General features: G+C 72.3%; 17 protein-coding genes. 4 read left to right on the forward strand and 13 right to left on the reverse strand.

Features of this window, described 5'->3' with window-relative positions; all coding sequences use genetic code 11:
• Positions 1–182 precede the first annotated feature (182 nt).
• The 12 genes from CHC11_RS21925 to CHC11_RS21980 form a co-directional block, all read right to left on the reverse strand.
• Positions 183–3170, reverse strand: coding sequence for a glycoside hydrolase family 3 protein (locus CHC11_RS21925; protein ID WP_245919563.1), 2988 nt, complete (start codon positions 3168–3170; stop codon positions 183–185).
• Between the two features lie 105 nt (positions 3171–3275).
• On the reverse strand, positions 3276–4265 hold the full coding sequence (locus CHC11_RS21930) for a LacI family DNA-binding transcriptional regulator (protein ID WP_245919566.1): 990 nt from the start codon (positions 4263–4265) through the stop codon (positions 3276–3278).
• Positions 4266–4346: 81 nt separating this feature from the next.
• A complete protein-coding gene (locus CHC11_RS21935; protein WP_089313641.1) occupies positions 4347–5711 on the reverse strand; it encodes a GH1 family beta-glucosidase in 1365 nt (454 codons plus the stop codon).
• Positions 5711–8002 carry an alpha-xylosidase gene (gene yicI / locus CHC11_RS21940; protein WP_089313642.1) on the reverse strand — a complete coding sequence of 764 codons (2292 nt, stop codon included), beginning with the start codon at positions 8000–8002 and terminating at the stop codon, positions 5711–5713. Before yicI ends, CHC11_RS21935 begins: the two co-directional genes overlap by 1 nt.
• Positions 8002–8895, reverse strand: coding sequence for a carbohydrate ABC transporter permease (locus CHC11_RS21945; protein ID WP_089313643.1), 894 nt, complete (start codon positions 8893–8895; stop codon positions 8002–8004). Before CHC11_RS21945 ends, yicI begins: the two co-directional genes overlap by 1 nt.
• Positions 8892–9806, reverse strand: a complete 915-nt coding sequence (locus CHC11_RS21950) for a carbohydrate ABC transporter permease (RefSeq protein ID WP_089313644.1) — start codon at positions 9804–9806, stop codon at positions 8892–8894. Before CHC11_RS21950 ends, CHC11_RS21945 begins: the two co-directional genes overlap by 4 nt.
• Positions 9803–11089, reverse strand: a complete 1287-nt coding sequence (locus CHC11_RS21955) for an ABC transporter substrate-binding protein (protein ID WP_089313645.1) — start codon at positions 11087–11089, stop codon at positions 9803–9805. The genes CHC11_RS21950 and CHC11_RS21955 overlap by 4 nt, the downstream gene beginning before the upstream one ends.
• A gap of 161 nt (positions 11090–11250) precedes the next feature.
• Positions 11251–12609 carry a protein kinase domain-containing protein gene (locus CHC11_RS21960; protein ID WP_089313646.1) on the reverse strand — a complete coding sequence of 453 codons (1359 nt, stop codon included), beginning with the start codon at positions 12607–12609 and terminating at the stop codon, positions 11251–11253.
• A gap of 20 nt (positions 12610–12629) precedes the next feature.
• Entirely contained in the window at positions 12630–13421 is a 792-nt protein-coding gene (locus CHC11_RS21965) for a putative hydro-lyase (RefSeq protein WP_089313647.1), read from the reverse strand.
• A complete protein-coding gene (locus CHC11_RS21970) occupies positions 13418–14308 on the reverse strand; it encodes a 5-oxoprolinase subunit C family protein (protein WP_089313648.1) in 891 nt (296 codons plus the stop codon). Before CHC11_RS21970 ends, CHC11_RS21965 begins: the two co-directional genes overlap by 4 nt.
• Before the next feature lie 16 nt (positions 14309–14324).
• Positions 14325–14933, reverse strand: a complete 609-nt coding sequence (locus CHC11_RS21975) for a 5-oxoprolinase subunit B family protein (protein WP_089313649.1) — start codon at positions 14931–14933, stop codon at positions 14325–14327.
• Positions 14934–14940: 7 nt separating this feature from the next.
• The gene (locus CHC11_RS21980; RefSeq protein WP_089313650.1) at positions 14941–16170 is read right to left on the reverse strand and encodes an NRAMP family divalent metal transporter; all 1230 of its coding nucleotides are present in this window, start codon (positions 16168–16170) and stop codon (positions 14941–14943) included.
• Between the two features lie 156 nt (positions 16171–16326).
• Between CHC11_RS21980 and CHC11_RS21985 the strand changes: the two genes are divergently transcribed.
• On the forward strand, positions 16327–17031 hold the full coding sequence (locus CHC11_RS21985; RefSeq protein ID WP_089313651.1) for a GntR family transcriptional regulator: 705 nt from the start codon (positions 16327–16329) through the stop codon (positions 17029–17031).
• A gap of 27 nt (positions 17032–17058) precedes the next feature.
• Here CHC11_RS21985 and CHC11_RS21990 read toward each other — a convergent pair whose 3' ends face one another.
• Positions 17059–17685 carry a GntR family transcriptional regulator gene (locus tag CHC11_RS21990; protein ID WP_245919568.1) on the reverse strand — a complete coding sequence of 209 codons (627 nt, stop codon included), beginning with the start codon at positions 17683–17685 and terminating at the stop codon, positions 17059–17061.
• Between the two features lie 148 nt (positions 17686–17833).
• Here CHC11_RS21990 and pdhA point away from each other — a divergent pair, with 148 nt between their 5' ends.
• The 3 genes from pdhA to CHC11_RS22005 are packed head-to-tail and all read left to right on the forward strand — an operon-like array spanning position 17834 to position 21354.
• Positions 17834–18961, forward strand: coding sequence for a pyruvate dehydrogenase (acetyl-transferring) E1 component subunit alpha (gene pdhA, locus CHC11_RS21995; protein ID WP_089313653.1), 1128 nt, complete (start codon positions 17834–17836; stop codon positions 18959–18961).
• 9 nt (positions 18962–18970) lie between these two features.
• Positions 18971–20020 (forward strand): alpha-ketoacid dehydrogenase subunit beta, encoded by a 1050-nt coding sequence (locus CHC11_RS22000; RefSeq protein WP_089313654.1) that lies wholly within the window; start codon positions 18971–18973, stop codon positions 20018–20020.
• Positions 20017–21354, forward strand: a complete 1338-nt coding sequence (locus tag CHC11_RS22005) for a dihydrolipoamide acetyltransferase family protein (protein WP_089313655.1) — start codon at positions 20017–20019, stop codon at positions 21352–21354. Before CHC11_RS22000 ends, CHC11_RS22005 begins: the two co-directional genes overlap by 4 nt.
• Positions 21355–21412 lie beyond the last annotated feature (58 nt).

Below are 21412 nucleotides of genomic sequence, written 5' to 3' on the forward strand. Positions count from 1 at the left end.
GGACCTCCAATTGTGGTGGATGTCCCGCCGCATCCAGACATTAGATGCCACAAACTTTACCGAACAAGGCCATTCCCCGTCCCAAGTCGGCCACCCGTTCATTCTTAAATCACGTCTGCCCGGATGTGCAATGCCAAGCCCGGCCCACCTCGCCGCCCCACGGGTAGGCCGGGCCGCGGGGGTCAGCGAGTCAGGGAGAAGGTGCTCAGGCGGGTCTCGCCCTTGAAGACCAGGTAGACGTCGTGGTTGCCGTGGGCTCCGGCCAGTGGCGCGGTGATCTCCTTGTAGGTGTAGTCGTCGACGGTGGGCGGGACGGTGAGGGTTCCGGCGCGGGGGCCGTCCGGACGGTCCAGGCGGACCTCGACGGTGGCGGCGGACGTGCCCGCCGCGCGCGCGGTGATCCTTCCGGTGGACGAGCCGAGGTCGGCGCCGGCGAACTTCAGCCAGGAGCCGGCCGCGCCGGCCACCGCGTCACCGGACGTCTTCGTCTCGTCGACCAGCCGGACGCCGTTCTGGTCGTCGAAGTCGGCGGCGCGGGTCGGCGTCGCGAGGTCGCGGGCGGGAATCGTCTCGCCGCGCACGTCGAGGGCCGCGCGCCGCCTGATGTCGGTGGACGAGGCGCCGACGAGCAGGTCGTGCCTCGACTCCTCGACCGCCCACCTGTTGCGCGTGACGTCCCAGACGGCGAGGTCCGACGCCTTCAGCCGGAGCGTCGCGGTCACCGTCCGGCCGGGGGCCGCATGGACCTTGGCGAAGGCGCGCAGCCTCTTCACCGGCTGCTTCACCCGCGACTTCCGCTGGTGCGTGTAGAGCTGGACGACCTCGTCCCCGGCCCTCCCACCGGTGTTGGTCACCGGCACCGTGACGGTGACCGTCCCGTCGCGTCCGATGGAGCGGGCGCTGAGCCGCGGCTTGCCGTACCGGAACGCGGTGTAGGAGAGGCCGTACCCGAACGGGTAGAGCGGCTCACCCTTGAAGTACTGGTACGTCCGGTCCGACTTGATGATGTCGTAGTCGAGGATGTCGGGCAGGTCGGCGTCGGAGCGGTACCAGGTCTGCGGCAGCCTGCCCGAGGGGCTCTCGTCGCCGAACAGGAGGGACGCCAGGGCGGTGCCCGTCTCGGCTCCTGCATGGCTCGTCCACAGGATCGCCGGGACGTTCTGCTGCTCCCAGTCGAGCGTCGTGGGATAGCTGTTCTCCACCACGACGACCGTCTTCGGGTTCGCCTTGCGGACGGCCTTGACGAGTTCGGACTGCCCTTCGGCCAGCGCCATCGTGGTGCGGTCGTGGTCCTCGCGTCCGTTGATGAACGGCATGCTGCCGACCACGACGACGGCGGCGCCGGCCCCCGTCACGGCCTTGACCGCCGAATCCACGCCGCTGCTGACGACGTCCCTGGAGAAGCGGGACGCCTCGGCCTTCGTGGTGAGGGCGAGCGTTCCGTCGTCCTGAGCCTTCACGTAGGTCTTCGCCGGATCGGCCCAGTCGTAGGCCTTCTCGTAACCGGCGTAGCGGAGCAGGAAGTCGCCGCCGTCCTGCTTCTCCAGCTTGAACATCTGCTGGACGAACCAGCCGTTCGGCTGGTCCTGGTCATTGGCGAACGTGTCGCCCCAGTCGTAGCGGCCGACCGTCTTGCCGTTGGCGGCGCTGCGCAAGGTCACGATGCCCTGGCCCCAGTCGAACACGTCGAACTGCGTCGTGGCGTCGGCGGACGAGGCGGGTCCGGTCTTCAGAACCGCGCCGGAGCCCGTTCCACCGGCGATGTACCTGCCGGTCCTCACGTCCTTGAGGGCGATGCGGTCGACGCCCTCGCTGGAGGTCACCGCACCGGCGCGCTTCCTGATGCCGTCCAGCGGCGTGACCTTGTAGGGCAGCGAGCCGGAGTACCAGTCGGTGTAGAGGGTGTCGGACAGCGGTCCCACGACCGCGACCTTCTGCTTCGAGAGCGGCAGGGTCGCGCGCCGGTTCTTCAGCAGCACCATCTGCTCCGCCGCGGCCGTGCGGGCCAGGGCGCGGTGCGCCGGGCTGTCCACCGCGTCCTTGGTGATCTTGCCGTAGGGGCCGCCGCCCGGGTCGAACTCGCCGAGCCGCACCCGCACGCTCATGATGTGCTCCGCCGCCCGGTCGACGTCGGACTCGGCGATCAGCCCGCGCGACAGCGCCTCCTTGACCGCGTTCACGGTGATGGAGGAGTTCGTGTCGTCGGTGGTGAAGCTGTCCACGCCCGCCTTGAGGATCGCCGCGTCGCCGGTGGCCAGGTCGGGGTGGTACTTCTGGGAGCCGACGAGGTTGTTGGGGGCGCCCGCGTCGGTGACGTTGAACAGGGTCCGGTCCGACCAGGAGCGGACGAGCCCGCCGGCGTCGGGGGTGACCGTGGCGGGCCGGCCGTTGACGAGGTTGTAGGACGTCATGATCCCGGTCGCGGCGTCGCGGGCGAGCGGCATCCGGAACGGGACCTCGTCGTACTCCCGGCGAACCCGGGGCCGCAGGCTGGAGGACGTCTGGTCGCGGCGGATCTCGTTGTTGTTGGCCATGTAGTGCTTGAGGACCGGCGCCGCCTTGAGCCGCCCGGGGTCGTCGCCCTGCATGCCGCGGCCGTAGGCGGTGGCGAGCAGGCCGGTGAGCAGCGGGTCCTCGGAGTAGCCCTCCTCGTTGCGCCCCCAGCGCGGGTCGCGGAGCAGGTTGACGACCGGAGCCCACAGTTGCAGGCCCCAGACGTCGGGGTTCTCGCCGTGGTAGCCGCGGGCCTCGTCGCCGACGGCCGAGCCGATCCTCTTCATCAGGGCCGGGTCCCAGGTCGCGCCGAGCCCGACCGACTGCGGGAACACCGTTCCCTTCGCGGTCACGACGGCGCCGCCGTCGTGGACGTCGGTGGACCACGCGACCCCGTGCAAAGCCTCGGTGCCGGTCTTGAACCGGCCGATGCCGAGCCGCGGGATCGCGGGCTGGTACTGGTGCAGCAGCGAGATCTTCTCGTCGAGCGTGAGCCGGCCGACCAGGTCGTCCACCCGGGTCTGGACGGGCAGCGACGGGTCGCGGAACGGGTAGGTCTCGCGGGCGGCGGCGGGCGCCGTCCACGCGAGGGGGGCCGCCAGCGCGGCGGCGAGGACGAGGGTCAGCGACCGGTTGCGCCGGCCGGGGGAACGGGGGTTGCGACGGGTCCTGTGCAACTGTTCTCCTTCTGGAACGTCCCCCGAGCAATGGCTGTCGAAGCGCTTCGATAACGGCCCGGAAAGGGCCCCTCACCTCCTTCGTCGGCGTAGGGAACCGGCCTCTCAGCGGGGCGCGGGCGCGCTGCTGGCGCGCCGGGTCAGGGTGGGCGGGAGCAGGGTCGCGGCGGGCACGGGCACGCCGTCGAGCTTGGACATCAGCAGTTCCACGGCGCGCCCGCCGACCTCCTCGGCGGGGATCGCCACCGACGTCAGGGGCGGCTCGGCGTGCTCGGCCATCTCGTCCGGGCACAGCGCGACGACCGACACGTCCTCGGGGACGCGCCGGCCGGCCGCGCGCAGCGCCCGCACCACGGGGCCGACGACCGGCTCGTTGTGGACGAGGACGCCGGTGAGGCCGGGACGCTCGGCGAGCAGCCGGGCGACGAGCGCGCGGGCGGCGTCCGCGGTCGCCTCGCACGGGTGGACGTCCCCGGACAGGCCGTGCTCGCCGACCGCGGCGGCGAACCCGTCGGCGACCCGCTGGGCGTAGCCGGTCTGCCGCGCGTACACCTCGGGCGGCGAGCCGATCAGCGCGATCTCCCGGTGGCCGAGCCCGGCGAGGTGCTGGACGCAGACCGCGCCGGCGGCGTGGAAGTCGAGGTCGATGCAGGTGAGGTCGCCCGCGTCGGCGGGGAAGCCGATGAGCACGCTCGGCCGGTCCAGGGAGCGCAGCAGCGGCAGCCGCGGGTCCCTCATCTGGACGTCCATGACGATCAGCGCGTCGACCAGGGCGCTGTCGGCGACGCGCCGCAGGCCGTCCTCGCCCTCCTCCTGGGTGAGCAGCAGGACGTCGTGGTCGTGGCCGCGCGCGGCGGTGACGACGGAGACGGCGAACTGCATGACCACCGGCACGGCGATGCCGGAGCGCAGCGGGATCATCAGCGCCAGCACGTTGGAGCGGCTGCTGGCGAGGGCGCGGGCGCCCGCATGCGGCCGGTAGCCGAGCTCGTGGATGCTCTCCCGGACGCGCCGCCGGGTCTCCTCGGAGATCGAGCGCTTCCCGCTCAGCACGTAGGAGACCGTGCTCGGCGACACTCCCGCGTGCCGTGCCACATCAGTGATCTTGACCACGGACCGTCCCGTCGTCCTCGAAGCGGTGGAGAGTGCGAATGATCGTAACCCCGTGCGCGGGCGTCACGACGGGCCGCGGGCGATGGCGTCGCGGTACCAGTGGGCGCTGTCCTTCCAGGTGCGGTCGCCGGTGGCGTAGTCGACGTGGACGAGACCGAAGCGCTTGGAGTAGCCGTAGGCCCATTCGAAGTTGTCCAGCAGCGACCAGGCGAAGTAGCCGCGGACGTCGGCCCCCGCCTGGCACGCCCGCTCGACGGCGGCGATGTGGTCGCGCAGGTAGGCGATGCGCCGGCCGTCCCGGACGCGGCCGTCGCCGTCCACCGCGTCGGCGAACGCGGCGCCGTTCTCGGTGACCATCAGCGGCGTGTCCGGGTACTCGCGGTGCAGCCGCAGGAGGAGCTCCTCCATGCCGGTCGCGTCGATCGGCCAGCCCATCTCGGTGCGGGGGCCGGGCTGCTCGGCGAACTCGACGGCGTCGCAGCCGACGAACGGACTGGCCGCGCCCCTGCGGTGGCCGTCCTCGTGGGCGCGCGGGGTGGCGCCGTCCCAGTCCCGGACGAGGGTGGGCGAGTAGTAGTTGACGCCCAGGACGTCGAGCGGCGCGGCGATGATGTCCGCGTCCCCGTCGCGCAGAAAGCCCCAGTCGGTGAGGGGGGCCGTGTCCTCCAGGAGGTCGGCGGGGTAGCCGTTGCCCAGCATCGGGTCGAGGAAGACGCGGTTGGCGACGGCGTCCACCCGCCGGACCGCCTCCGCGTCGCCGCGCAGGTGGTGCAGGTTGAGCGTGACCGAGTGCCGCGCGGACGGCGACACCACGCCGCGCAGCGCGCGGACCGCGAGGCCGTGCGCGAGGTTCAGGTGGTGCGCGGCGGCGAGCGCGGCGACCGGGTCGGCGCGGCCGGGGGCGTGCACGCCGGACGCGTAGCCGAGGAACGCCGAGCACCACGGCTCGTTCAGCGTCGTCCAGGTGTGGACGCGGTCGCCGAGGACACGCCCGACACGCTCGGCGTAGTCGGCGAACCGGCGTGGCGTGTCGCGGTCCGGCCAGCCGCCGGCGTCCTCCAGCGCCTGCGGCAGGTCCCAGTGGTAGAGCGTCGCGACCGGGGCGATGCCGTGGTCGAGCAGCCCGTCGACCAGGCGGGAGTAGAAGTCCAGGCCCTTGGGGCTCGGCGTCCCGCCCGGCAGGACCCGCGACCATGAGATGGAGAACCGGTAGGCGCCGATGCCGAGCTCGGCCATCGTCGCGAGGTCCTCCTCCCAGCGGTGGTAGTGGTCCGTGGCGACGTCGCCGGTGTCGCCGTTCAGGACCTTGCCGGGGGTGTGGCTGAAGGTGTCCCAGATGGACGGCGCGCGGCCGTCCTCCCGGGCCGCGCCCTCGATCTGGTAGGCGGCGGTGGCCGCTCCCCACACGAACCCTTCGGGGAACCCCATCAGCTCTCCTCTTCCAAGGTGACGACCACTTCGCCACCGGTCGCCTTGACGAGGACACCGTGCGGATGGTCTGACGACTCCCCGCCCTCGACCGCGGCCACGCGGGCGTTGACGAGGAGGACGTTCCAGTTTCCCTCGCCTGTCACGCGCAGGTTTTCACCGTTTCTCACGGTCGTGAACGTGCTGTCACCGACCTGGGTGACGACGGTGTCCCCGTCGGCGGGCTCGTACACGCGCAACGTGACGCCGTCAGCATGGTCGTAGTCGGGACGGTCGTCCACCGCGCCCTCCGGAAAGACCGCACCTGGACGGACGAGCAGCGGCACGCTGTCGAACCCGTGCCGTTCACGGACCCAACGGCCGCCCTCGACCCGCTCGCCGGTGAGGTAGTGCGTCCACACACCCGCCGGCACGTAGTAGGCGACCTCTCCGCCGGACGAGAACACCGGCGCGACGAGCAGGTCGTCGCCCAGCATGTACTGGCGTTCCAGATGCGTGCAGGCGGGGTCGTCCGGGAAGTCGACGACCATCGCGCGCATCATCGGCAGCCCCTCCCCGTACGCCTGGCGGGCCGCGCCGGCCAGGTAGGGCATCAGGCGCATCTTCAGGCGGGTGAAGTGCCGCAGGACGTCCACCGACTCCTCGTCGAACAGCCACGGCACCCGGTAGGAGTGGCTGCCGTGCAGGCGGCTGTGCGAGGACAGCAGCCCGAACGCGATCCAGCGCTTGAACAGCGCCGGATCGGGCGTCCCCTCGAAGCCGCCGATGTCGTGGCTCCAGTAGCCGAACCCCGACATGCCCAGGGAGAGGCCGCCGCGAAGGCTCTCCCCCATGGCCTCGAAGCTCGATTCGGCGTCGCCGCCCCAGTGCACGGGAAAGCGCTGCCCGCCGGTCGTGGCGGACCGGGCGAAGACCACCGCCTCGCCCTCGCCGCGCTTCTTGCGCAGCAGGTCGAAAACGGTCTGGTTGTAGAGGAAGGTGTAGTAGTTGTGCGCCCGTTCCGGGTCGGAGCCGTCGTGGTACACGACGTCGGTGGGGATGCGTTCGCCGAAGTCGGTCTTGAAGCAGTCCACGCCCATGTCGAGCAGCGCTTCCAGCTTTCCCGCGTACCATTCCCGCGCCTCGGGATTGGTGAAGTCGACGACGGCCAGGCCGGGCTGCCACTTGTCCCACTGCCACACGTCCCCGTCCGGCCGGTTCAGCAGGTAACCGCGCGAACGCCCCTCCTCGAACAGCGGGGAGCGCTGCCCGATGTAGGGGTTGATCCAGACGCAGACCCGCAGGCCGCGGTCCCGCAGCCGGCGCAGCATCCCCTCCGGGTCGGGGAACACCCGCGGGTCCCATTCGAAGTCGCACCACTGGAACTCGCGCATCCAGAAGCAGTCGAAATGGAAGACGCTGAACGGCAGGTCGCGCGACGCCATCCCCTCGATGAACGAGGTGACGGTCTCCTCGTCGTAGGACGTCGTGAACGAAGTGGACAACCACAGCCCGAACGACCAGTCGGGCAGCCGCGCCGGCCGTCCGGTGAGCGCCGTGTACTTGCGGAGGATCTCCTTCGGCGACGGACCGTAGATGACGAAGTACCGCATCGACTGGCCCTCGACGCTGAACTGCGTCCGGGCGACGGCCTCCGACGCCACCTCGAACGAGACCCGCCCGGGATGGTCGACGAAGACGCCGTAACCCGCGTTGGTCAGGTAGAACGGCACGTTCTTGTACGCCTGCTCGCTCGCCGTTCCGCCGTCGGCGTTCCACACGTCCACGGCCTGGCCGTTCTTCACCAGCGGCCCGAACCGTTCACCGAGCCCGTAGACGAAGTGGTCGACGCCGAGGTCGAGCTGTTCGCGCACGTAGTGGCGACCGTCGCCGGTGTCGATGACGGCCTGCGCCTTGGGCGCGCTCCCGGTCAGGCGGCGCCCGCCCGCAAGGAAGTCGACGCCCCACTCCCCCTCGCGCCCGACCCGGACCGACAGGGCGCCCGACGTCAGCGTCGCCGCCTCATCGTCCACGGACACCTCCCCCGTCGGGTCGGCGGCCAGCTCGAACTCGGGGCCGCGCCGCCTCTCCCCCGCGAAGTGGGTGAGGGTGACGCCGATGACGTCCGGCATCGGCGACTCGCACGTCACCGTCACCACCGGCCCCTTGAGCAGGTCGCCCCGGTGCCGGATCCGCTGCACCGGCGCGTGCACCGTGAACCCGCCGGGAACGGCGTCCACGTCGAGGACCTCCACCGGATGCGACGCCCGCACACCCTCGCGCAGCATCCAGTAGCCGTCACTGAACTTCATTACTTGATCGCCCCCGCCGTGAGTCCGCGCGAAAGGGTGCGCTGGAAGATGAGGAAGAACGCGACGGTCGGCAGGAGGCCGAGGAGCGACGCGGCGCTGGACATGGTGGCGTCCATGAGGCGCTGGCCCTGCAGGACGCCGAGGGCGACCGAGACCGTCTGGTTCTCGTTGGAGATGAGGAAGACCATGGGGATCAGGAACTCGTTCCAGGTCCACACGAAGAAGAACACGAGCAGGACCGACAGCGTCGGCCGGACGACCGGGACGACGACCCGCCACAGCACCTGCCACCGGCCGGCGCCGTCGATCCGCGCCGCCTCCAGCAGCGGGCGCGGGAACGCCGCCATCACCGACGACAGCAGGTAGGTGCCGAACGCGCTCTGGATGACCGTGAACACGATGATCACGCTGATCCTGGTGTCGTACAGGCCGATCTGCTTCGACATGTAGTACAGCGGGTAGACGAGCGCCTCCTGCGGCAGCGTGTTCGCCAGGAGGAGCAGGGCGAGCACCCACATCCGCCCCTTGATCCGGCCGATGCCGAGCGCGTAGGCGTTGAACACCGACAGCAGCACGGCGAGGACGGCGACGGAGCCGCTGATGACCGCGCTGTTCAGCAGGACGTGCCCGAACTCGACGCGCTCCCAGAACTGCCGGAGGCCGTCCAGGTGGAACCCGTCCGGCGGCGACAGCGGCCCGCTGGAGGAGTACTCCTGCGGCGTCTTCAGCGCGTTGAAGACCACCACGACGAACGGGATCAGCATGACGCCGGCGAGCGCGACCAGCGCCACCAGCACCGCGTAGGCCGACGGGCCGCGGCGGCGGGCGCGGCGGGGCCCGCCCCGGCGGTCGCGCGGCGGCGCGCCCGCCTTCCTCGTCAGCGTCGCGGTCATCGCCCCTCCCCGAGATCGCGTCCCTGCAGACGTAGGAAGACGACGGTCAGCACGACGATGACCAGCGTCAGCACGGTCGCGATCGCCGAGCCGTAGCCGACGTCGGACTTCTCGAAGAAGTTGACCCAGGAGTAGTAGGACGGCACGTTCGTCGCCCCGCCCGGGCCGCCCTTGGTGAGCACGAAGATCTGCGGGAAGGCCTTCAGCGCGGCGATCGTCGTCCACAGCAGCACGACGAAGATCTCCGGCCGGATCTGCGGGACGGTGATGTGCCGGAACCGGCGGCCCCACGAGGCGCCGTCGATCTCGGCCGCCTCGTACAGCGACGGGTCGACCCGCTGCAGCCCCGACATGAAGATCACCAGGGGGAAGCCGATCTGCATCCAGACCATGACGCCGACGACGCTCCACAGGGCGGTGGCCGGGTCGCCGAGCCAGTCGTGGGCGAGGGAGCCGAGGCCCACGGCGTCCAGGAGCGCGTTGACCGCGCCGTTCTCGGGGGCCAGCAGCCAGCTCCACACCACGCCCGCGATGACGACCGGCAGCACCTGCGGCAGGTAGACGCAGGCGCGCAGGACGCTCGCGGTGCGCGGGCCGAAGTGCCGGTCGACCAGGTCGGTCAGGGCCGCGGCCAGCACCAGTCCGATCACCGTCGGGACGATCGCCATCCCGAAGATGATCAGGACGTTGTGCCGGAACGAGGCCCAGAACTCCCCGTCCTGGACGAGCTCGCGGTAGTTGCCGAGCCCGATCCACTCGGGGGTGCCGACGCCCGTCCACTCGGTGAAGCTCGTCCCGATGTTCATCAGGAACGGCACCCCGATGACGGCGGTGAAGAGGAGCAGGCCGGGGAGCAGATAGGGCAGGTAGCCCCACTGCTCCCGCGACCGGCCGCGGCCTGGCGTCGTCACTTCGGCAGGCCGCCGTCGTAGGTCTTCTGGATGCCGCCGAGAACCTCACCCGGCGCGGTGCCGTTCATGAGCTTCTGCGTCTGCGCCACCCAGGCGTCGTAGAACCCGGCGACCGGCCAGTCCGGGTAGTAGGCGAGCCCGTCGGACCGGGTCAGCCCGTCGAAGTCGGCGATGAGCTTCTTGGCCTTGGCATCGGTGATCGCGGACGGGTCCGCCGCGACCGGCACGCCGCCCCCGTTGCCGAGCGTGGTCTGCGCCTTCTTCTTCATCGTGATGTCGATGAAGTCGTAGGCGAGCTGCTTGTTCTCCGACCCCTTGGGGACGACCCAGAGGTTTCCGCCCGAGCCGAGCGTCATCTTGGCACCGGGCCAGACGGCCGTCTCCCAGTCGAACTTCGCCTCCGCGGCGACCCGGCCGAACCACCAGCTCCCGGAGAACATCATGGGGAACTTGCCGCTCATGAACGCGACTCCGGCGTCCTCCGCCTTGAGGCTGACGGAGCTCTTGGCGATGTAGCCCTTCTTCACCCAGTCGGCGAAGGTGGTCGCCCCGTAGGTCCAGGCGGCGTCGTTGAAGTTCGTCTTGCCGGTGTAGCGCTGGAAGGCGTCGACCCAGGCGCGGTCGGCCTTGTCCAGGGCGAGCTGGTAGACGAACTGGTGCGCCATGTACTCGGCGCCCGCGTTGGTCAGCGGTGTGACGCCCTTGGCGACGAACGCGTCCATCGCGGCGGTCAGCTCCGCGAACGTCGTCGGGATCTTGACGTCGTTCTTCTCGAAAAGGTCCTTGTTGTAGTAGACCTGCAGGTACTCCGCATAGTCGGGGACGCCGTACCATTTGTCGCCGCCCATCGTGCCCTTGGCGTCGTACTTGGCGGTGACCTGGACGTTCGGGCTGATCAGCTTGTCCCAGCCCCGCCTGGTGACCTCGGGGGTGAGATCGGTGAGCAGGTTCTGCCTGGAGAGCATGCCGGCGGTCGCGTTGCCCTTGTTGTACTCCATGACGTCGGGCGCGTCCTTGGAGTTCAGCACCATGGGCGCGGTCTTCTGGATCTGCTCGAAGCCCTTCTCCTCGAACTTCACCTTGACGCCGGGGTGGGTGGCCTCGAACTCCTTGATCGCCTCGTCCCACGCCTTGCCCATGGCGCTGTCGGGGGCCTCGTAGTGCCAGAGCTTCAGCTCCTTGCCACCGGAACCGCCGCCGTCGTCGCCGCCGCACGCCGTGAGCGACAGCGCCGCCGCGGCAAGGGCGGCGAGCACCGCCGCGCTCCTGCCTGCCTTGATCATGGGTCTTCCTCCGGGGTGGGACCGAGCGCCTGTCGAAGCGCTTCGATTGCCGGGATGCTAAGCCCTCGATCAGGCGCGACACAATAGGACGACCCACCTCAATTCGACTCGAAGCCCGCTGACCTGCGAGGATCATCTGGGAGCGCTCCCATGAACGGGCCTCAGCCGCGGCACTCCGCGCCGTTCAGCGTGAACCGCGCGGGCGCGCCGTTGGCGCCGTCCCGGCTCCCGAGAAACCCGAACTCGGCCGTCCCGTGCGGCGGGATCGACCGGTTCCACTCCGCCGCCGTCACCGTGACGGACGCACCGTCCTGCGATCGGCCGCCGTTCCACAGCTGGGTGATCGCCTGCCCGTCCGGGAACGCGAAGCCCAGCGTCCAGCCGTCGATCGCGCCGTCTCCGAGGTTGGTGATGCGGACGGTCGCCTGGAACCCCCGCGGCCACGTCCCGTCGACGCGGTACGACACCGAGCACGCGGCCGCCGCCGTCGTCCGGCCCGCCGGCGGGGACGACGCCGGCGCTTTGGCGCCGGCCTGATCGGAGGAGTCGGGCGCGAGGGCCGCCAGCAGCGCGGCCAGCGCGGTCAGCGCCCCGGCCGCCACCCCGGCGATCAGCAGCGGCCGCCGTCCGGCCCCTCGCCGGGGCGGCCCGGGGTGGTCCAGGACGCGGGTCGGGTCGCGCGGCCGGTCCGGAGGCGGAGGGCCGGCGGGCACGGCGGCGCCGGGGACGTGGAGCTGGACGCCCGCGGCGCCGGCCAGGAGACGGGCCGCTTCGGCGGCGGCGGGGCGCGCGCCGGGGTCCGGGGACAGGCAGTCGCGGCAGAGGGCCGCGACCTCGTCCGGTGTCTCCCTCCGGAAGGCGGACGAGGGGGTGAGCGGAGCGCCGGTCAGGCACTCGTGCAGGACGACGCCCAGAGAGTAGACGTCGGCCGCCGGAGTCGGGGACGTGCCGCTCACCAGTTCGGGCGCCATGTAGGCGGGCGTGCCCATCACCGGCCCGCCCGTCGTGCCGGTGAACGCGATGCCGAAGTCGAGGACCTTCACCTCGACCGGGGTGAGGTAGACGTTCCCGGGCTTGATGTCGCGGTGCACGATGCCGGCGTCGTGCGCCGCGGCCAGGGCGTCGGCGACCCGGGCGCAGATCCCGGCGGCCTCCCGCCAGGGCAGCGGGCCGCGCGACAGGCGCACGGCCAGGCTCTCACCGTCCAGCAGCTCCATGACCACGTACGGGATACGGCGGGACCCGCGCCGCGAGGACCCCTCCGAGCCGATCCGGTGCTCGCCGTAGTCGTAGACACCGGTGATGCCCGGGTGGGTGAGGGCCGCGGCGGCCTGCGCCTCCTGGCGCAGGCGCCGTGAGAACTCCTCGGGCCCCCCGTCCTTGGGGACCTTGACCGCGACGGCGCGGTCGAGGACGGTGTCGACCGCGCGCCAGACGGTCGCCATGCCGCCGGCGCCGAGCGGGCGCTCGATGCGGTAGCGCCCCCCGAGGCGTTCGCCCGGGGCGATGATCTCGGGCATGGACGAAGCCTATGCCGGACTCAGGGAACGAGGTACCGGCTGTCGCGGGCGTCGGTGATCGCCATGTGGCCGGGGGCGTGCCCGATGGCGAGCTTCGGGCGGGAGGCCATCACCGCCGCCTGCGGGGTCACGCCGCAGGCCCAGAACACCGGGATCTCGTCGACCCGGATCTCGACCGGGTCCCCGAAATCCGGCGCTGACAGGTCGTCGATGCCGAGCTCGACGGGGTCGCCGACGTGGACGGGCGCGCCGTGGACGGAGGGGTACCGGGCCGTCACCCGCACGGCGTCGGCCACCTGCGCGGCCGGGACGGGGCGCATCGAGACGACGAGCGGGCCGCCGAACTCGCCGGCGCGGCGGCACATCCGGTTCGTCCGGTACATCGGGACGTTGCGGTTCTGCTCGATGTGCCGGACGGGGACGCCCGCCTCGCGGAGCGCGTCCTCGAACGTGAAGCTGCACCCGATGAGGAACGAGACGAGGTCCTCGCGCCAGTAGGCGGTCACGTCGCTCACCTCGGCGACCGGCACTCCGTGCTCGTAGACCACGTAGCCGGGCAGGTCGGTGCGCAGGTCCCCGGCGAACAGCGGGGCGGAGGTCTCGCCGGGCTCGGTCACGTCCAGGACGGGGCACGGCTTGGGATTGCGCTGCGCGAACAGCAGCAGGTCGAAGGCGTACTCGCGCGGCACGGCGATGAGGTTCGCCTGCGCCCAGCCGGCGCACCAGCCGGACGTGGGCACGCGCAGGCCGGCCCGGAACAGGGCCCTCGCCTGGTCCGGCGTGAGTGCGCCCGGGTCGAGGGGTGCGGTCATGGCATGTCCTCCCGGAGGTTCGGTGCGGGGTGCGGCCGGAACCGGAGCCGCTGCCCGGGACGGGCCTGGGCGGCGCGTCCGATGTCGGCGGAGGCGACCACCGCGATCACGGGGTAGCCGCCGGTGAGCGGGTGGTCGGCGAGGAACAGCACCGGCCGCCCGGACGGCGGGACCTGCAGCGCCCCGGTGACCGTCCCCTCGCTGGGCAGCTCGCCGCGCCCGGCGTGCTCCAGTCTCGGCCCGTCCAGGCGCATGCCGACGCGGTCGATCTCGCTGGTCACCGTGTAGGCGGCGGAGAAGAGGGCGTCCAGCGCGCCGGGGGCGAACCAGTCGTGGCGCGGGCCGGGCATCGCGCGCACCTCGATGTCGCCGCCGGACGGCGCGCGGACGGGCGCGGCGTCCAGGAGCGGCGCGGCGGCGGGCGGTGCGCCGACGGGGAGCAGGTCGCCGGGTTCGAGCGGGGCGGGGCCGAGGCCGGAGAGCGTGTCGGTGGAGCGGGACCCGAGAACGGGCGGGACGGCGACGCCGCCGCGCACGGCCAGGTAGCTCCGCAGTCCGGAGGGCGGGGCTCCCATCCGGAGTTCGGCGCCGTCCGGGATGTGGAAGACCGAGTACGGGGCCTCGGGGCGGCCGTCCACCAGCAGCGGGGCGGGGGCGCCGGTCACCGCGGCGAACACGCCGCCGCGGCAGCGCACGTGCAGGCCGCCGAAGGTGACCTCGACCGCGGCCTCCTCCTCGGGGTTGCCGAGCAGCCGGTTGGCGAGGCGGAGGGAGCCCGGGTCCGCGGCGCCCGACACCCCCACGCCGAGCGCCGCGTGACCCGAGCGGCCCAGGTCCTGGACTGTCGCCAGGGGTCCTGTGCGGAGAACGTCCAGACCCCGTGTCATCGTTCCCTCCGGAGCGTCATGGTCCCCTCCGGACGAAGCGGACCCGGGTCCCCGGGCGGAGCAGGGCGGGCGGATCGCGTTCGAGGTCCCACAGGACGGCCTCCGTGCGTCCGATGAGCCGCCAGCCGCCCGGGGACTCGACCGGGTAGACGCCGCTGAAGCGCCCGGCGAGGCCGACCGCGCCCGCCGGGACGCGGACGCGGGGCGTCGCGCGGCGCGGGACGTCCAGCCGCGGATCACCGCCCACCAGGTAGCCGAACCCGGGCGCGAACCCGGTGAACGCGACCCGCCACGGGGTCCCGGTGTGCGCGGCGACGACCTCGTCCGGGGAGAGCCCGGTGAGGCCGGCGACCTCGGCGAGGTCCTCGCCGTCGTAGACGACGGGGATCTCGGCCTCGCCGGCGCCGCCGTCCGCCGTGCCCGGCCGGGTGGCGCGCACCGCGGCGGCGACCGCGGCCGGGTCGGCGGACGGGTCGAGCAGCAGGGTCAGGGTGCGGGCGGCCGGGACGAGGTCGGCGACGCCCGGCGGCGGGGACGCCGCGAGAGCCGCGTACAGGCCGAGCATCTCCGGCAGGTCCGGCAGCTCGACCAGCAGCGCCGCGTCGCCGCTCGGGAGGATCCGCACCCCGCCCTCACTTCCAGAGGTCGTCGAGCCCGGACAGGCTGTTCCAGCCCAGGTAGAGCGACAGCAGCCAGGCCGCCACGCCGATGACGAGGAGCCCGACCGGGTACCGGTGGCCGCCGAGCAGGTCGCGGCGGCGGGCGGCGACCCACAGCAGCACGGCCAGCCCGAACGGCAGGATGAGCCCGTTCAGCGCGCCCGCGAGGACGAGCAGCTTCGCCGGGGTGGTGCCGATCACGAGGTAGAGGGCGGCGGAGACGAGGATGAACGCGACGACCAGCCGGTTGCGGTGCCGCTCGACGAAGGAGGAGAACGAGACCAGGAAGGACACCGAGGTGTAGGACGCGCCGATGACCGAGGTGATCGCGGCCGACCACATGATCAGGCCGAAGACGCGCAGCCCGGCCTCGCCCGCCGCGTGCTCGAAGGCCGAGGCGGGGGCGTTGTCCTTGGCGAGGGTCACCCCGCCGGCGACGACGCCGAGGACGGCGAGGAACAGCAGCACGCGCATGAGGCCGGTGACGAGGATCCCGGTGACGGCGCTGCGGTTGATCTCCTTGACGTTGTCCGGCCCGGTCACCCCGGACTCGATCATGCGGTGCGCCCCGGCGTAGGTGATGTAGCCGCCGACCGTCCCGCCGATGAGCGTGGTGATGACCAGGAAGTCGACGGTCTCCGGCGCGACGCTCTGCCGGAGCGCGTCCCCGAGGGGCGGGTCGGACACCAGCGCCACGTACAGGGTCATCAGGATCATCACGGCGCCGAGCACGACGACGATCCGGTCCATGGCGACGCCCGCCCGCCGGACCAGGAAGATCGCGATGGCGGCCAGCGCGGAGACCGCGCCGCCGATCTTGACGTCCAGGCCGAGCAGCGCGTTCAGCCCGAGGGCGGTGCCGGCGACGTTGCCGATGTTGAACACCAGGCCGCCGAACACGTCGAGCGCGGCGAGGCCGTATCCGGCGCCGGGCAGGACGCGGTTGCCGAGTTCCTGGGCGCGCATCCCCGAGACGCCGACGACGCGCCACACGTTCAGCTGGATCGCGACGTCCACCAGCACGGACACGAGGATCGCGAACGCGAACGCCGCGCCGAGCTCGGCGGTGAAGACGGTCGTCTGGGTGATGAAGCCGGGTCCGATGGCGCTCGTGGCCATCAGGAACATGGCGCCGGTGAGCGCGGCGCGGCGCGAGCGGGCGGCCGTTCGCTTGGTCGTGTCGAGGGTCGCTGGGTCCGTCATGGCGGGGCCCTTCCAGGGGGTTCGACTTCCCGTAAGCGTAGGGATTGTTCTACAATCCATCAAGAGACCTGTTGATGCATGTCCCTTCCCCGGGGGATAGGCTGGCCGCCCCAGACCTTCGCGCGTCCTCTCGCGCCTACCCCCGGAAGGTGGCTGATGCACGTGCCGGCGCAGGGCTCCTGGCTGACCGACATCGCGGCCGCCCGGCACGACCTCGACCGCACCAGCACCGCCGCGCGGATCGCCGACCTGCTGCGCGAGCAGATCACCGACGGGCGGCTCGCCCCCGGCGAGCGCGTGCGCGAGGAGGAGCTGGGCGAGGCCCTGAAGGTCTCGCGCAACACCGTGCGCGAGGCGTTCCGGATGCTCGCGCAGGAGCGGCTGCTCGTCCACGAGTTCAACCGGGGCGTGTTCGTGCGCCGGGTCACCGCCGACGGCCTCGCCGACCTCTACCGGGTCCGGCGGATCCTGGAGTGCGAGGGCGTGCGGTGCGCGCGGGAGGCCCCCGCCGGGTCGCTCGGCCGGGTGGAGGCCGCGGTCCTGGACGGCGAGGCCGCCGCCGCCGCCGGGCGCTGGCCGGACGTCGGCACCGCCGACATCCGCTTCCACCAGGCCATCGCCGCGCTGGTGGGCAGTCCGCGGGTGGACGAGATGATCCAGCACCTGCTGGCCGAGATGCGGCTGGTCTTCCACGAGATGGGCTCGCCGCGCGAGTTCCACGAGCCCTACCTCGCCCGCAACCGGCGGATCCACGACCTGATGGCGCGGGGCGACCTCGCGGCGGCCGAGCGTGAGCTGCGCTCCTACCTCGACGACGCGGAGTCCCAGCTCACCGGGGCCTACCGCGGGCAGGCCCGCTGAAGGGCGGAGTCAGGGGGCGCAGTCCATTCAGGGGGCGTAGTTCATGACGTGGTCGTGCAGCAGCCGCGGCGCGGCCGGGTCGGCGCGGCGGAACGCCTCGATCAGCTCGGCGTGCTCGGCCGACTTGGAGTAGATCTCCGTGTGGTGCAGGCGCAGGGACAGCGTCGTCCACAGCTCGATGCCGAGGCCCTCCCACACCGAGACGAGCAGCCGGTTCCCGGCCGTCTCGACGATCTCGCGGTGGAAGGCGATGCTGAGCCGCATCTGCTCGTGCAGGTCGCCCTCCCGCGCGGCCTCGCCGAGCCGGCGGTTGTGCGCCTCCAGCGCGTCCAGGCAGCCGGCGAGCCGGGGCAGCGCCAGCTCCACGGCCGTCCGCTCCAGGCCGGCGCGGACGGGGAAGATCTCGGCCAGGTCCTGCTCGGTGAAGTCGCGGACCCGGGCGCCCCGGTTCGGCAGCGTCTCGATCAGCCGCTGCGCCTCCAGCTGGCGCAGCGCCTCCCGGACGGGCCCCTGGCTCACGCCCAGCTCGGCGGCGATGCGGCGCTCGACGATGCGCTCCCCCGGCTCCCACCGCCCGGAGCTGATGCCCTCCACGATGAACTCGCGGATCTGGTCGGCGAGTCCGGTGCGGAGCAGGTGGTCGGAGGTCTTCACGAAACTCGATCGTAGCGCCACGGCCGGTAAGTGCCTCTTGACGGGTGAGGGTTCGCTGCGAGATACAATATGATCGATCATAGATCAATGATGATCGGGAGTGTCGTGGCGATCCTACGGCGCTGCCCCGGACAGAGGAAGGTCGCCGATGGCTGAGACCGTTCAGTCGGTTGACAGGGCCGCACCGGCGCGGAGCCGGCGGGCGCGCGGCGCCAAGGCCCCCGGGCCGAAGACCGGTGCCGCGGCGCCGGAGGCGGCGCCCCCGGCGGCCGACGCCGGCACGCTCGTCGGCTACTACCGGCAGATGCTGCTGATCAGGCGGTTCGAGGAGCGGGCCGCCCGCGCCTACACCGAGGCCAAGATCGGCGGCTACTGCCACCTGAACCTCGGCGAGGAGGCCACGGTCGTCGGGCTGATGGCCGCGCTGCGCCCCACCGACTACCTGTTCACCAACTACCGCGAGCACGGCTACGCCCTCGCCAAGGGCATCGGCGCGGAGCGCGTCATGGCCGAGCTGTACGGGCGCTCCACGGGCGTGTCCAAGGGCTGGGGCGGGTCGATGCACCTGTTCGACGCCGAGGCCCGGCTGCTCGGCGGGTACGGCATCGTCGGCGGGCAGGTGCCCCTCGCGGCCGGCGCGGCGCTCGCCGTCTCCTACAAGGGCGGCGACGAGGTCGTCATGTGCCAGATGGGCGACGGGACGACCGCGATCGGAGCGTTCCACGAGTCGCTGAACATCGCCGCCCTCTGGAACCTCCCGGTCGTCTTCGTCGTGATCAACAACGGTCTCGGCATGGGCACCACCGTGGAGAACTCCGCGGCCGAGCCGGAGCTGTACCGGCGCGGCGCCGCGTACCGGACGGAGAGCCTGCGGGTGGACGGAACCGACGTGCTCGCGGTGCGCGACGCCGCGCGCACCGCCGTCGAGCGCGCCCGCGCCGAGAGCAGGCCGTACCTGCTGGAGACCGTCAGCCCCCGGCTGAAGGGCCACTCGGTCGTCGACCCCGCCCGCTACCGGTCCAAGGAGGAGAAGGAGGCCCTGAAGGCCGCCGACCCCCTCGCCCGGATGGCGCTGGACCTGGCGGACGCCGGGATCCTGTCCGCCGACGACCGCGACCGGCTGGACGCCGAGGTGACGGCGGAGATCGACGCCGCCGCCGCGTTCGCCGACGAGAGCCCCGTGCCCGAGGTGTCCACGCTGTTCGACTACACCTACGCCACCCCGGTCCCGGGCGAGCTGCGACGGCTCCCCGCCGACCCCGTATTCGGTTCCTGAGAGGCACCCATGGCAACCGTGACCTATCGCCAGGCCCTCCGGGACACGCTCCGCGCCGAGATGCTCCGCGACGAGAACGTCTTCCTGATGGGCGAGGAGATCGGGCTCTTCGAGGGCTCCTACAAGATCACTGAGGGGCTGCTGAAGGAGTTCGGGCCGCGCCGCGTCCGCGACACCCCGATCGCCGAGGAGGGCTTCGTCGGCGCCGCGATCGGCGCCGCGATGCTCGGCCTGCGCCCCGTCGTGGAGATCATGACGATCAACTTCTCGCTGCTGGCGCTGGACCAGATCGTCAACCACGCCGCGAAGATCTACGGCATGTTCGGCGGGCAGGCCAGCGTGCCGATGGTGATCCGCACGCCGGGCGGCGGCGGGCAGCAGCTCGGCGCAACCCACTCGCAGAACGTCGAGCTGTTCTACTCGTTCATCCCCGGCCTGAAGGTCCTCGCGCCGAGCACGCCCGCCGAGGCGTCGGCGATGCTGAAGGCCGCGATCCGCGACGACGACCCGGTGCTGTTCCTGGAGAACCTCGCCCTCTACAACAGCAAGGGCGAGCTGCCCGCCGCGGTCGAGGACGTCGAGCCCGCCGAGATCGGCCGCGCCGCCGTGACCCGTCCGGGCACCGACATCACGATCATCGGCTACTCCCGGATGGCCCGCGTCGCCTCGGAGGTCGCCGAGACCCTCGCCGCCGAGGGCGTCTCCGCCGAGGTCGTGGACCTGCGCAGCCTGCGCCCGCTCGACCGGCAGACCGTCGTCGACTCCGTCCGCAGGACCGGCTGCGCCGTCGTGGCCGAGGACGACTGGCTGACCTACGGCATCGGCGCCGAGATCGCCGCGACGATCCAGGAGGGCGCGTTCGACTGGCTGGACGCCCCCGTCCGGCGCGTCGCGATGGCCGAGGTGCCGCTCCCCTACGCCAAGTCCCTGGAGACGGCGGCGCTGCCGTCCGCCGAATCCCTGCTGACCGCCGTGCGCGCCACGCTCCGCGCGACCGGCCGCACCACGCCGGGGACGGACGCCACGTCCCCGCGACCCGCTCTGGAGCCCGCGCGATGACCGAGATCCTCATGCCCCGCCTCTCCGACACGATGGAGGAGGGCGTCATCAGCTCCTGGCAGAAGCAGCCGGGAGACGAGGTCGCGGTCGGCGACGTCATCGTCGACATCGAGACCGACAAGGCGGTCATGGAGTACGAGGCCTACGAGGCCGGCGTGCTGGAGAAGATCCTCGTCGCCGAGGGCGAGACCGCCGCGATCGGCGCCCCGATCGCGGTGATCGCCCCCGCCGGCGGCGCCCGTCCCGCGCCCGCCGCCGAGGCGCGGCCCGCGGCCGAGCCGGAGCAGGCGCCCGCCGCCGAGGCGGCGCCCGAGGCGGAGACAGCGCCCGAGGCGGAGACAGCGCCCGAGGCGGAGGCGGCGCCCGAGGCGGCGCCGGTCGCCACGGCCGCCCCGCCGCGGGCCGCGGGACGTCCGGCCGCCTCCCGCCCGCCGTCGTCGCCACTGGCGCGCCGGCTGGCCCGCGACCACGGCATCGACCTGGCCGAGCTCACCGGCTCCGGTCCGGGCGGACGCATCGTCCGCGCCGACATCGAGGCCGCCGTGCGCGCGGCCGGCCCGGCGACGCCCGCCCCGGCTCCCGCTACCGCTGCCCCCACCACGGGGGCCTCCGCACCGTCGGCGCCCGCCGTCCAGGCCCGGGCCGACGACCCGGACGTGGAGGCCGTCCCGCTGAACCGCTTCCGCAAGGTCGCGGCCAGGCGGCTGACCGAGAGCAAGCGCGAGGCACCGCACTTCTACCTCAACCGCGAGGTGGACGCCGGCGCCCTGCTGGCGTTCCGCGCGACGCTCAACGAGGCGCTCGCCCCGGCGAAGGTCAGCGTGAACGACCTGGTCGTGAAGGCGGTGGCGACGGCGCTGCGCGAGCACCCGGCGGTGAACGTCTCCTACACCGAGGAGAACCTGCTCTTCCACAAGCGGGTGCACGTCGGCGTGGCGGTGGCGGTCGAGGACGGCCTCGTCGTGCCGGTCGTCCGCGACGCCGACCGCATGAGCGTCTCGCAGATCGGGCGGGAGACCCGCGAGCTCGCCGCCAAGGCCCGCGACGGCAAGCTGTCCGCCCGGGAGATGAGCGGCGGCACGTTCAGCGTCAGCAACCTCGGCATGTTCGGCGTGGACTCGTTCTCCGCGGTGATCAACCCGCCGGAGGCCGCCATCCTCGCCGTGGGCGCCGTCCGCGACGAACCCGTCGTCCGCGACGGCCAGGTCGTCCCCGGCAAGCGCATGACGGTCACCCTCTCGGTCGACCACCGCGCCACCGACGGCGCGACGGCCGCGAGGTTCCTGGCCCGGCTCGCCGAGCTGCTCCAGAACCCGCTGCTCATCGTCGCGTAGCCCCGCACGGAACGCGGAAGGGCCCTCGCCGCCGGCGGCGAGGGCCCTTCCGCGTCCT

Source organism: Actinomadura mexicana (assembly GCF_900188105.1).
Taxonomy (GTDB): domain Bacteria; phylum Actinomycetota; class Actinomycetes; order Streptosporangiales; family Streptosporangiaceae; genus Spirillospora; species Spirillospora mexicana.